Genomic DNA, 13,163 nt, shown 5'->3' with positions numbered 1-13,163 from the left:
TCCCGAACTCAGCAGTGAAACGATGCATCGCCGATGGTAGTGTGGGGTTTCCCCATGTGAGAGTAGGTCATCGTCAAGATTAAATTCCGAAACCCCTATCTGCGTATGCAGGTAGGGGTTTTGTTTTGCCTGCAGGAAAGTGGGTGCTCAAACGCTCGGTGCTACACGGCTGCCACAGCCGTCCGACAGTGCTAAGGTTCGACCCTCGCTTTTGCATTTTCCAAGGAAGCCTTTATGCCGGACGCGACGTCCCTCAGTGCTGGTTTTATGGTGGTTCACGGTAACCGTCTGGACGAGTTGCGTAGTCTTGTGGTCAGTTGGATGCGACGCTATCCGCTCGCCCCCTTGGAAAATGAAATCGCCCTGGTGCAGAGCAATGGTATCGCCCAGTGGTTGAAGCTCGCGTTGGCTGAAGACCCGCAAGATGACGATATGGGAGGCTGCGGAATAGCGGCCGCCATCGATGTGCAATTGCCCGGTAGCTTTATGTGGCAGCTCTATCGAATGGTGCTGGGGCGTGATGAAATTCCGGCTAAATCCCTGCTGGATAAAGCCCCGCTGACTTGGCGCCTGATGCGCTTGTTGCCCGAGCTGATTGATCAGCCGCACTTCGAACCCTTGCAACGCTTCCTTACCCACGACACTGATCTACGTAAGCGCTATCAGTTAGCTGAACGCTTGGCGGATCTGTTCGACCAATATCAAGTTTATCGAGCTGATTGGCTGGAAGACTGGGCAGCAGGGCGTCATCAACTGCGCAATGGCAGGGGCGAAGCCAAGGCGCTGACGGCCGCAAATTGCTGGCAGGCTGAGTTGTGGCGCGCGTTGCTGCTGGACGTGGGTGAGCAAGGCATGGCGCAAAGTCGTGCCGGGGTTCACCAACGTTTTATTGAGCGAATCAACAGCCTGGATACAGCTCCCAAAGGATTGCCATCCCGGGTGATCGTTTTCGGCATTTCTTCGTTACCGGCCCAGGCCCTGGAAGCGCTTGCTGGATTGGCGCGTTTCAGTCAGGTTTTGCTTTGCGTACACAACCCATGTCGTCATCATTGGGCCGACATCGTCGCCGATAAAGACCTGTTACGGCACCAATACAAGCGCCAGGCGCGCAAGGCCGGAATGCCCGTAGCGCTTGATCCGCAAACCCTGCATCAACATGCACATCCGTTGCTGGCAGCTTGGGGCAAACAGGGTCGTGACTACATCAATTTGCTCGACAGCTATGACGATCCCAACAGCTATCGCTCGGCTTTTCGTGATGGGCGGATCGATCTGTTCAGCGAAAGCCAGCCGCAGAATATGCTCAACCAATTACAAGACGACATCCTTGAGCTGCGCCCTCTGAATGAGACCCGCGAGCTCTGGCCTGCGGTTGATCTTGCCCAAGACCAGTCGATTCGTTTTCACGTCGCCCACAGCGCCCAGCGTGAAGTCGAAATTCTTCATGACCAACTGCTCGCCCGCTTCAGCGCCGACCCGCAATTGCGCCCTCGCGATGTGATTGTGATGGTCCCGGACATCGACAGTTATGCACCACATATCCGTGCAGTATTCGGCCAACTGGAGCGAGATGACCGACGTTTCGTTCCCTTTACGTTGGCCGACCAAGGCCAGCGAGGCCGCGATCCGCTGCTGATCGCCGTGGAACATCTACTCAAACTGCCCGACAGTCGTTTCCCTGTCAGCGAGATTCTCGATCTGTTGGATGTTCCGGCCTTACGTGCTCGATTCGGCGTAGAGGAGCGCGACCTGCCGACCTTGCATCGCTGGATTGAAGGTGCCGGTATTCGCTGGGGCATAAATGCCGAGCAGCGCGCTGGGCTTGGTCTGCCGGATGAACTGGAGCAAAACAGTTGGCGTTTTGGCCTGCGCAGGATGCTGCTTGGTTATGCCGTAGGCAGCGGAGCGGCTTGTGACGGTATCGAGCCTTACGATGAAATCGGAGGTCTGGACGCAGCGTTGATTGGTCCGTTGGTGGCATTGCTTGATTCGTTGCAGATTGCCCATCAGGAGCTCTCGCTACCTGCGCCGCCGCAGCAATGGGGTGAGCGTCTGCAAGCGTTGGTGCAGTTGTTCTTCCTGGCCAGTAATGAACATGACGACTACCTTTTGGCCCAGCTCGAAGAGTTGCGCGAAAGCTGGTTGGAAACCTGCGAGTCGGTAGGTTTGCAGGATGAGTTACCGCTGACCGTAGTCCGTGAAGCCTGGCTGGCGGGGCTTGACCAGGGCCGCTTATCGCAACGCTTTCTGGCCGGTGCGGTGAATTTTTGTACTTTGATGCCGATGCGTGCCATTCCTTTCAAACTGGTCTGCCTGCTTGGTATGAATGACGGCGACTATCCACGAGCGCAGCCGCCGCTGGACTTCGACCTGATGGGCAGTGATTACCGCCCCGGCGACCGCTCGAGGCGTGAGGATGATCGTTATTTGCTGCTCGAAGCGTTGCTCTCGGCGCGAGATCAGCTCTACATCAGTTGGGTCGGTCGCAGCATTCGCGACAACAGCGAGCGCCCGGCGTCGGTATTGATCGGCCAGTTGCGTGACCATCTGGCCAGCGGTTGGCACCTCTCGAATAGCGATGAACTGCTTCTTGACGCTATGACCCAGGAGCATCCACTGCAACCCTTCAGCGCCCGTTATTTCCACGAAGGTGACGAGCTGTTCAGCTATGCACGTGAGTGGCAGTTACTTCACCAGACACACGATGAAGTCGCTGAGCTTACTGCGCTGGCGGCCTATATTCAGGAAGAACCGCTGAGCCTGAGTCAATTGCAGGATTTTCTGCGAAACCCGGCGCGACATTTCTTCAGCCAACGGCTCAAGGTATTTTTCGAAGCCGCCGAGGTGCCGCTGGCGGATGAGGAACCCTTTGTCCTCGATGCGTTGCAACGCTATAGCCTGAGCGACAGCTTGCTCGAAGCGGCCCTTACCGATCCGGATCAACCCGATCTGGCCTTGGAGGCTCATGCAAAACGCCTACAGGGCAGCGGTCTATTGCCTATGGCCGGGTTTGGTGAGCGTCTGCAACAGGAACTGATCGAGCCATTGCCTGATTTGCTGCAACGCTATCAGCAGTTGTTGGCCTTGTGGCCGACGCCACTCAACAGTGCCTTGCCGGTGAGTCTCGAACAGCACGGTGTCGGCCTGGAAGGTTGGCTCAGTGGTCTGCATCAGCGCAGCGATGGCGGATTGTTGGCTGTCACCACGATTCCCAACAGCATTGGTTCGATCAAGACTCGCAAATGGCATCGGCTGACCCGGCCCTGGGTCAATCATCTGGCGGCTTGTGCGAGCGGGTTGTCGATGACCACCGCGCTGGTGGCCAGTGACGACACTTTGTTGCTGGCTCCCATAGAGCAGAGCGCAGCCCTTCAAGCCTTGGGCGATCTATTGCAGGCCTGGCAATCCGGTATGTGTCAGCCATTGCCGGTAGCGGTGAAGACCGCCTTCGGCTGGCTTGGCCAGACCGATCCGGTCAAAGCCGATGCTGCCGCGCGTAAAGCCTATGAAGGCGACGGTCAGACCACCGACGGAGAGCGTCGCGAAAGCCCGGCCTTGGCTCGGCAATTCCCCGATTACAACGCACTCATCGCTGACGAAACCTTCGCTGATTGGTGCAACGCTCTTTACCGACCATTGCTCGAAGCCCCGTGGCGATCATTGGCCAGCGAGGAGGCTCGCTCATGACAACGAAGACACCTCTAGCGCTGGCTTTCCCCTTGCGCGGCAGTCAACTGATCGAAGCCAGCGCCGGGACCGGCAAAACCTTCACCATCTCTGCACTCTACCTACGTCTGGTGCTTGGCCACGGTGGCGATGCCGCCGGTTTTGGGCGCGAGCTGCTGCCGCCGCAAATTCTGGTGGTGACCTTCACTGATGCCGCGACCAAGGAGCTGCGTGAGCGTATCCGCACTCGTCTGGCCGAAGCTGCGCGGTTCTTCCGCGACGAAACGTCGGCACCGGATGACCTGATCGTCGAGTTGCGCGAGCAGTACAGCCCTGAGCAATGGTCAGGGTGCGCCAATCGCCTGGATATCGCCGCTCAATGGATGGACGAAGCAGCCGTTTCGACGATCCACAGTTGGTGTCAGCGCATGTTGCGCGAGCACGCCTTCGACAGCGGCAGCCTGTTTACCCAGACCCTCGAAACCGATCACAGCGATTTGCTCGGTGAAGTGCTGCGCGATTACTGGCGGCTGTTTTGCTACCCGATGCAAGGTGATGCGCTGAGCTGGGTGCGCGCCAACTGGGGCGGGCCGGCCGCTTTGTTGCCGCGAGTGCGAGCCTTGTTCGCCAGCGAGCGAGGCCATGATGACGGCAAAGATCCTGCCGAGCTGATTACCGCTTGCCTGCAAGAACGGCGCGAGGCCCTTTTGCAACTCAAGACCCCTTGGCTGCAGTGGGCGGCCGAGCTGCGGGATATCTGCCTGCAAGCTGTTGTTAACAAGACCGTCGATGGACGCAAGATGCAGGCGCGTTACTTCGAACCCTGGTTCGAAAAAATCAGCGCCTGGGCCGAGGACGAATCCCAGGAGCAACTGGATATCGGCACTGGCTTCAGTCGCCTGACACCGGATGGCATGGCCGAAGCCTGGAAAGGCCAAGCGCCGAGTCATCCGGGACTGGACGCCATGCCCGGTCTGAAAGCCAGTCTGGATGCCTTGCCAACCCCGGATGCTGCCGTCCTGCAACATGCTGCGCAGTGGGTCGGTACGCGCTTCGAAGAAGAAAAGCGTCGCCGCGCCGAGATGGGCTTCGACGACATGTTGCTGCGGCTCGACGCGGCGCTGCAAGCCGATGGCGGTGAGCGTCTGGCGACCTTGATCCGCGAGCAGTTCCCTGTTGCGTTGATCGATGAGTTTCAGGACACCGATCCGGTGCAGTATCGGATTTTCGAGAGCATTTACCGCATCGAAGACAACAATCCCGAATGCGGTCTGTTCCTGATCGGCGACCCGAAACAGGCGATTTACGCCTTCCGGGGCGCCGATATCTACACCTATTTACGCGCGCGTCAGGCCACCAGTGGACGTCTGCATACGCTGGGCACCAACTTCCGCTCCAGCCATGGAATGGTCAACGCGGTGAACCATGTGTTCGAGCGCGCTGAGTCCCGTGAACTTGGGCGTGGTGCGTTTCTGTTCCGCGAAAAGAACGGCGAGAACCCTGTGCCGTTTCTGCCCGTTGCTTCTCAGGGACGCAAAGAAGTTTTGCAGATCGATGGTCAGCCGCTGCCTGCGCTGAATATCTGGCAGTTGTCCGCCGAACAGCCATTGTCGGGCGTTGTTTACCGGCAACAACTGGCGGGTGCCTGCGCCAGTGAAATTGTCGCGCTGCTTAATGGTGGTCAGCAGGGCCGGGCGGGTTTTGTTCGTGACGGTAAGGCGTTGCGAGGCCTGCTCCCGGCTGATATCGCGATTCTGGTCCGTGACGGCAAAGAGGCCCAGGCGGTACGCGGTGAGCTGTCCGCCCGTGGGGTACGCAGCGTCTACCTATCGGACAAGGACTCGGTGTTCGCCGCTCAGGAGGCGCATGACCTGCTGGCCTGGCTGAAGGCTTGCGCCGAGCCGGATGTCGAGCGGCCATTACGTGCCGCACTGGCCTGTATCACGCTGAACCTGCCACTGGCCGAACTGGAGCGCCTAAATCAGGACGAGCTGGCCTGGGAAGCACGGGTCATGCAGTTCCGTGGTTATCGGGCGATCTGGCGTAGCCAGGGCGTGTTGCCGATGTTGCGTCGTCTGCTGCATGACTTCCAGTTGCCTCAGGCGTTGATTGCTCGCAGCGATGGCGAGCGAGTGCTGACCAATTTGCTGCACCTGTCCGAACTGCTGCAGCAAGCCGCCGCTGAACTGGATGGTGAACAAGCCTTGATCCGGCATTTGTCCGAACATCTGGCGTTGTCCGGTCAGGCGGGTGAAGAACAGATTCTGCGACTGGAAAGTGATGAGCAATTGGTGAAAGTGGTGACCATCCACAAGTCCAAAGGCCTTGAATACCCGCTGGTGTTTCTGCCGTTCATCTGCTCGGCAAAACCGGTGGATGGCAGTCGCCTGCCGCTGCATTACCACGACGCCTTGGGCAAGGCGCAGGTGTCGTTGAAGCCCACCGCCGAGCTGATCGCCCAAGCCGATGAAGAGCGTCTGGCTGAAGACCTACGGTTGCTCTACGTAGCGTTGACCCGTGCGCAACACGCCTGCTGGTTGGGCGTCACCGACCTCAAACGCGGCAATAACAACAGTTCTGTCCTGCATCTATCGGCGCTGGGTTATCTGTTGGGCGGCGGTGCTCTCTTGACCGAGTCGGCTGGCTTGAGTCGCTGGCTGGAAGATTTGCAACAAGGCTGTGAGGCGCTGAACTACAGCGAAATGCCCGCCGCCGGCGAGATCCGTTTCAATCCGCCGCGCAACGAAGCCGTCTTGCTCGCGCCGTTGATTCCCAAACGCAAGGCCGCCGAGAACTGGTGGATCGCCTCGTACAGTGCCTTGCGCATCGGCGAGAGCATGAGTGCCGGTAGCGACGAAGCGCCGGAAAGTCCGCAAGCACAGAAGCTCTTCGACGACGAGCGGCTCGACCCGGATGCACCTCGAGAAGTGCTTGCCAGTGGTGGCGATATTCACCGTTTCCCCCGTGGGCCGAACCCCGGGACCTTTCTCCATGGTCTGCTGGAGTGGGCCGGTAACGAAGGCTTCGCCGCCGATCCGCAAAGCGTCGAAGACGCGATCGCCCGTCGCTGCAATCGCCGTGGTTGGGAAGGCTGGATCGGCACCTTGAACGATTGGTTGCTGCACCTGCTTCAAGCGCCACTGCGCATCGGCGCGGGACAGCCGCCGGTGGTGTTCGAGCAGCTCACCCAGTACCGGGTCGAGATGGAATTCTGGTTCGCCAGCCATAAAGTCGATGTGCTGAAACTCGATGAGCTGGTGCGTCAATACACCCATAACGGCGTTGCCCGGGCGGCGGCCGAACCGGTGTTGCTCAATGGTATGTTCAAGGGTTTTATCGATCTGACGTTCGAGCACGAAGGGCGCTATTACGTCGCCGATTACAAGTCCAACTGGCTGGGCGTCGATGACGCAGCCTATACCGAGCAAGCGATGGAACAGTCGATTCTCGACAACCGCTACGACCTGCAATACGTGTTGTACCTGCTGGCCCTTCATCGCCAACTCAAGGTGCGACTGGCCGATTACGATTACGACCGGCACATGGGCGGGGCGCTTTATCTGTTCTTGCGCGGTACCCGAGCGCCGAGCCAGGGCGTGTATTTCACTCGTCCGCCACGGGAGTTGATCGAGCGACTGGATTGGTTGTTTCAGGGTAAACCGGAGCAACCCAAGGCCGAGCCCGCCTGGGAACAAGGAGTATTGCTATGAGTCGTTCCTTTGCCGATTTACTGCCCACACCGTTGGCCGCCGAAAGCCTGGCCGAGTTGGCACCGCTGAGCCGAGCCGAAGATCTGCTGCTGTTGCTTGAGCGCTGGGTCGAGCGCGGTTGGCTGAGGGCGCTGGACAAAGCCTTTGTGGCCTTCCTTCATGAGCTTGAGCCTCAAGGCGACTCGCTGGTGCTGCTGGCGGCGGCGTTGACCAGTCATCAACTGGGCCACGGCCACGTTTGCCTGGATCTGTTCGAGACACTCAAGGAGCCGGATTTCGCCCTGTCGTTGCCGCCGGAAGGGGATGTGCAGACAAGCTCCATGCTGTTGCCTTCGCAACTGCTCGAAGCGCTGGACGGCGCGCACTGGTGCAAGGTCCTGGCGTCCAGCAGGTTGGTGGCGCTGGCCGCCGATGGTAGTGACGACGCGCAGCAGCGCCCTTTGGTGTTGTCCGGCAAGCGTTTGTACTTGCGTCGTTACTGGGCTTACGAACGGCGCATCGACACCGCGCTGCGCCAGCGGCTAGCGGCCTATGAAGCAACGCCCGATGATCTGCCAGAGCGTTTGAGTGGCTTGTTCGGTGCGGCCAGGAGCGGGGCGCCGATTGATTGGCAGAAACTCGCTTGTGCGCTGGCCACTCGTGGTGCTTTCAGCATCGTTACCGGCGGGCCGGGCACCGGCAAGACCACCACGGTGGTGCGTCTGCTGGCGCTGTTGCAGGCGCCAGCCGTGGAGTCCGGCAAACCGCTCCGAATCCGTCTCGCCGCACCCACCGGCAAGGCCGCCGCACGATTGACCGAATCCATCAGCCAACAGGTTCGTACCTTGGCAGTCGCTGACAATGTGCGGGACAAAATCCCCTCTGAAGTCACCACCGTGCACCGTTTGCTCGGCAGCCGTCCGGGCACCCGCCATTTTCGCCACCACGCGGGTAATCGTTTGCCGCTGGATGTGCTGGTGGTCGACGAAGCCTCGATGATCGACCTGGAGATGATGGCTAACCTGCTCGATGCCTTGCCGGGGCATGCCCGACTGGTGTTGCTCGGCGACAAGGATCAGTTGGCCTCGGTGGAGGCCGGCGCGGTACTTGGTGACTTGTGCCGTGATGCCGAGGCCGGTTGGTACAGCCCGCAGACTCGCGATTGGCTGGAGGCAGTCAGCGGTGAAAGTCTGAGTGCCAGCGGCTTGCAGGAAGATACCGAGGGCGTTCATCCGTTGGCTCAGCAGGTGGTGATGTTGCGCCATTCGCGGCGTTTTGGTGAGGGCAGCGGTATTGGTCAACTGGCGCGCTGGGTCAACCAGCAGCAGGCCGACGAGGCGCGCAAACTGCTGGCCGTTCGCACCCATGCCGATTTGTTCTCGCTGGCGCTCAAGGGTGAGCAGGACCGCGCTCTGGAGCGGCTATTGCTTGAAGGGCACAGCGAGGGTCCGCAGGGCTATCGGCATTACTTGAGTTTGCTGCGCAGTCAGCGACCGGCAGCCGACACAGCGCTCGAGGATCCGCGTTGGACAGAATGGGCGCGCGACGTGCTGCAAGCCTTCGATGCCTTCCAGTTGCTCTGTGCGGTGCGCAAGGGTCCTTGGGGCGTCGATGGCTTGAACCTGCGTATCACCAGCGCGCTGCTCAAGGCCCGGTTGATCGACAGCGATCAGCAATGGTACGAAGGTCGCCCGGTGCTGATGACCCGCAACGATTATGGCCTGGGCTTGATGAATGGCGACATTGGCATCGCCCTGAAACTGCCAGAGCGTGACGGCCCTGATGCGGGTCGCCAGGTACTGCGCGTGGCGTTCCCGCGCAACGATGGCCAAGGCGGTGTGCGTTTTGTATTGCCCAGCCGGCTCAATGACGTGGAAACCGTGTACGCGATGACCGTGCACAAATCCCAGGGTTCCGAGTTCGCCCACACCGCGTTGATCCTTCCGGATGCACTGAATCCGGTACTGACCAAGGAGCTGATCTACACCGGGATTACCCGGGCCAAGGACTGGTTCAGTTTGATTGAGCCAAGGCCAGGTGTTTTCGAAGAGGCCGTGCGGCGCAAGGTCAAACGCTTGAGCGGGTTGATGCTTGAGTTGGGCTGATAGCTGTCAGGGCGAGGAGGCAAGCGCACCCCTGTAGGAGCGAGCTTGCTCGCGAAAAACCTCAAGGCACCGCGGTTATTCAGGCTGAGCGCGTTATCGTTAACGTCCATCGCGAGCAAGCTCGCTCCTACAGGGGGCAGCTCTACACCGCTTTCAGCGTCATTTCGGTCGCAGGCAGGCCCATAAAGCGTCGGACCCGCTCTCCAGTCTGCTCATTGCGTATAGCGTGTGGGCTTGCATCCAGCTGAATATTCCCGCCTTCCATGAAAATTACCCGATCGGAAATCGACATCGCGAAATCCATCTCGTGGGTAACGATCAGCATGGTCATCCCTTCCTTTGCCAAATCGCGGATTACGTTCAATACGTCGCCCACCAGCTCCGGATCGAGGGCCGAAGTCGGTTCGTCGAACAGCATGATCTGTGGCTCCATGGCCAAGGCCCGGGCAATCGCTACCCGTTGTTGCTGGCCGCCGGAAAGCTGATGCGGGTATTTGTGCGCATGTGCCAGTAAACCGACTTTATCCAGCAGCGCATAGGCGCGTTGTTCGCTCAAAACTTTGGGGATGCCGTGGTAGCGCGGCGCCAGGGTGATGTTGTCGATAATGCAGCGATGGGGGAACAGGTTGAAGTTCTGGAAAACCATTCCGATATGCCGCACACCACGACGAATTTGCGCGCTGTTGGGCTTGTCGCCGGCGTTGATGAAGCTTTCGCTGAACAGCATGATCTCACCTTGATCAATGCTCTCAAGGCCGTTGATGGTGCGAATCAACGACGTCTTGCCTGACCCGGACGGTCCGATGATGGAGACCACCTGCCCACTGTTGATCTTCAGCTCGATGCCCTTGAGTACTTCATGGTCGCCGTAGCGTTTATGAATGTCCTGCAAGTGCAGGATGCAGTCCGCACCAGAATTCGATTGGGTGCGAGTCTGAATGACCTGCGAGGAGATGACCGACTTGAGTTCGGCCACGGCGGCATCGTCGAGGGTTTTTGGCTTGCGCTGGTTCAAGTCCAAAGAATGTTCAAGGCGCTGTAACAGCCAACCGAACACGCTGACGATCAGCACGTAATACACCGCCACTGCGGCCAGGGTTTCCATCACCAGGAAGTTTTGCGCGTACAGGCGTTGGCCGACGGTGAGCAGTTCGGTCAGGGAAATCACCGAGATCAGCGACGTCAGTTTCACCACGGTGATGTATTCGTTGATCAGCGTTGGCAAAGAGATACGAAAGGCCTGGGGAATCACGATCAGCCGTTGCAGCCCGATCGTACCAATACCCAAAGCACGTCCGGCTTCTTTCTGGCCCTTGGCGACCGAAATCAGGCCGCCGCGATGGATTTCCGCCATGTACGCCGCTTCAGTCACTACCAAAGCGAGCAGCCCGGAATAGAACGGATTGGACAACACCGAGCCGCTGGCCGGGAACAGCTGCGGTAGGTTGTAAACGAAGACCACTAGCACCAGCAGCGGAATACTGCGAAAAAACCAGATATAAACCGACGCTGGTGTCCTGATCCAGGCTGCGCTGGAGAGTTTGGCCGACGCCAGCAAAAAGCCCAGAAGCATGCCGATGAACCACGCCAGTGCACTGAGTTCAATCACCGTGACACAGGCCTGCCAGAAGCTGGGAAGCGAGAACAGGGTGAAAAAGTAGGACCAATCGAATTGCATAAATACCTCAAGCTGCCTTATGTCGCTGAAATCATGGCGAGCGCTGCATCCGTACCTGGCCCGGCTCGATCACGGGCAAGCCACGCTCCCAAGAGAGACGTGGTTGCCCGCGAAGTTCGTCAGTCGGCTACTGCTTCCAGGTTGTACTTGCTCAGGATCGCTGCGTATTCGCCGCTCTTCTTGCTTTGCGCGAAGGCTTCAAGCAGCGCCTGGTAGGTGGCGTCATTGCCTTTCTTGACGAAGATACCGAGGGTTTGTGGATAGATCAGGTGTTTGGTCGTCACCACCACTCGACCGTTGGTGCGTTCGGCGATCATCTTCGCAGCGCCAGCGATTTCCAACTGGGCCTGGATGTTTTTCGACAGCAGCGCCTGAGTGACTTCTGGTGCGGACGGGTATTCGCTCAGGCTAATGGCGCCCTTGTTGTTCGGCACGCAGTACTCGGCTGAGAGCTTCTGCAATTCGCTGACCCACGTAGTGCCTTGTTCCAACCCGACTTTCAAACCGCAGAGTTCTTCTGGGGTTTGTGGGCTCAGGTCGCTGTCCTTCGGCGTCATGACCGCGGCACCGGTTTTGGCGTAGGCAATGGTCAGGGCCTGGGTCTGGCGCTCCGGGGTGATGTACATGCCGGAGATGATTGCGTCATAGCGCCCGGCATTCAGACCGAGGATCAGGCTAGGGAATTTGGTGTCGACGAACTCGGCCTTCGCTTGCATATGGTTGGCCAGGGAGTGACTGAGTTCAGGGTCGGAACCGACGACGTTTTTCTCGGCATCGTAGGACTCGAAGGGCGGGTAGGTGATTTCCATGCCGATCTTTAACTGGCCCGGTGTCGCGGTGGTTGTGGCAAGGCTGGCAGTGGCGCAGAGCAGGCCGGCGGCAAGCAGGGTCAGGCGCGATGCGGTGTTTTTAGTGATCATGTTCGGTGCCTCAAAAGTAGGGAAGTAGTGGCCGACGACTGGGTTTCAGGAAGGCTGCGCCTGGTTTTTCAAATGTCCGAAGCTCGATGGCTTGCGGGCTTTTTCGGGTAGCTGGATTTCGCCATTTTCTACCCGCTTGCGCAGGTACTGGTATGTCTGCAAGGCCTGGCCGTACATGTGTTCACCAATAGCGATTTGTTCATACTCCTGCTCGGCTTTGGCAAAGCTGGGCAGTGGTTTGATCTGGGTATGGAAGTCGCAGGCGTAGAACAGCGGGAAGGAGTAGCGCTCTTCACTCACTGCGCGCACACGGTGAGCGGTAGCCACGAAAGCGCCCGCGGTCATGACTTCGAGCATGTCGCCGATGTTCACCACGAAAGCGTCTGGAATGGGTGGCGCATCAATCCATTGGCCGAGGTTGTTCATCACCTCCAGCCCCGGCTTGTCAGCCAGCAAAATGGTGAAGCACTCATAGTCGGTGTGCGCACCAATACCAGGTGCATCCTGGACTGCGTCGTCGAAGGGATAGTGGATCAGCCGCAGCTTTGATGGCGGTCGGGTGACCATGCTGTCGAAATAGTCTTCCTCCAGGCCCAATGCCAGGGCGAAGCCACCGAACAGCTGTCGACCGAGGGCGAAGATCGCCGCGTAGTAGGCCTGCACCGCTTCCTTGAAACCGGGTAGCAGCGGCCATTCATTCGGCCCGAGCAGAGGGGTGTTGGCCAGCACCAGAGGGTCGTTTTCCGGGACTTCGAAGCCGATATCGAAGGCTTCTTTGTGATCCGGTTTGCCCTTGGCGTAAACCTCTTCGCCTTCCGGGACAAAACCTTTATGCGACTTCGAGGCACCGATGTAATGCTGCATCTTGGTGTCGAAGGGCTGATCGAAATAGTCCTTGGCGGCCTGGCGCAAGTTGGCGATCAGCTGCGGATCAATGCCGTGGCTGGTGATGTAGAGAAAGCCGACGTCACTGGCAGCCGCCCCGAGCTGCTCAGCGACGGCCAGTCGATGTTCCCGTTCGATGCTGAAAAGGCCGGCGATATCCACCACCGGAATGCTTTTGAAGTTGGCTTGGGCCGGGCTGTTATTGATCTTCTCAGGCATG

The 13,163-nt window shown here is 59.0% G+C and carries 6 protein-coding genes and 1 rRNA gene; 4 read left to right on the top strand and 3 right to left on the bottom strand.

The window, feature by feature from the left end; all coding sequences use genetic code 11:
• The 4 genes from rrf to recD all read left to right on the top strand — a co-directional run.
• A 5S ribosomal RNA gene (gene rrf, locus ACZYSM_RS03560) occupies window positions 1–79 on the top strand; the annotation flags it as partial.
• A 155-nt stretch (window positions 80–234) separates the two neighbouring features.
• Window positions 235–3,687: an exodeoxyribonuclease V subunit gamma gene (recC, locus tag ACZYSM_RS03555; RefSeq protein ID WP_489068896.1), complete on the top strand. Its 3,453-nt coding sequence runs from the start codon at window positions 235–237 to the stop codon at window positions 3,685–3,687.
• Window positions 3,684–7,376 (top strand): exodeoxyribonuclease V subunit beta, encoded by a 3,693-nt coding sequence (gene recB / locus ACZYSM_RS03550; RefSeq protein ID WP_489068894.1) that lies wholly within the window; start codon window positions 3,684–3,686, stop codon window positions 7,374–7,376. The genes recC and recB overlap by 4 nt, the downstream gene beginning before the upstream one ends.
• Complete coding sequence (recD, locus tag ACZYSM_RS03545; protein ID WP_489068892.1) at window positions 7,373–9,460, top strand: exodeoxyribonuclease V subunit alpha; 2,088 nt, start codon at window positions 7,373–7,375, stop codon at window positions 9,458–9,460. The genes recB and recD overlap by 4 nt, the downstream gene beginning before the upstream one ends.
• Before the next feature lie 142 nt (window positions 9,461–9,602).
• Here the strand turns inward: recD and ACZYSM_RS03540 are convergent, their stop codons facing one another.
• From ACZYSM_RS03540 to ACZYSM_RS03530, 3 genes are all read right to left on the bottom strand, one after another.
• Window positions 9,603–11,138 (bottom strand): amino acid ABC transporter permease/ATP-binding protein, encoded by a 1,536-nt coding sequence (locus ACZYSM_RS03540; RefSeq protein WP_489068890.1) that lies wholly within the window; start codon window positions 11,136–11,138, stop codon window positions 9,603–9,605.
• Window positions 11,139–11,257: 119 nt separating this feature from the next.
• Window positions 11,258–12,058, bottom strand: a complete 801-nt coding sequence (locus tag ACZYSM_RS03535; RefSeq protein ID WP_489068888.1) for an ABC transporter substrate-binding protein — start codon at window positions 12,056–12,058, stop codon at window positions 11,258–11,260.
• Between the two features lie 45 nt (window positions 12,059–12,103).
• Complete coding sequence (locus tag ACZYSM_RS03530) at window positions 12,104–13,162, bottom strand: isopenicillin N synthase family dioxygenase (RefSeq protein WP_489068886.1); 1,059 nt, start codon at window positions 13,160–13,162, stop codon at window positions 12,104–12,106.
• Between the last annotated feature and the right edge of the window lies 1 nt (window position 13,163).

It is taken from the genome of Pseudomonas sp. F220 (assembly GCF_057813935.1).
The sequence above is the reverse complement of the archived record's forward strand: the minus strand, read 5'-3'. Positions and strand labels throughout refer to the sequence as shown.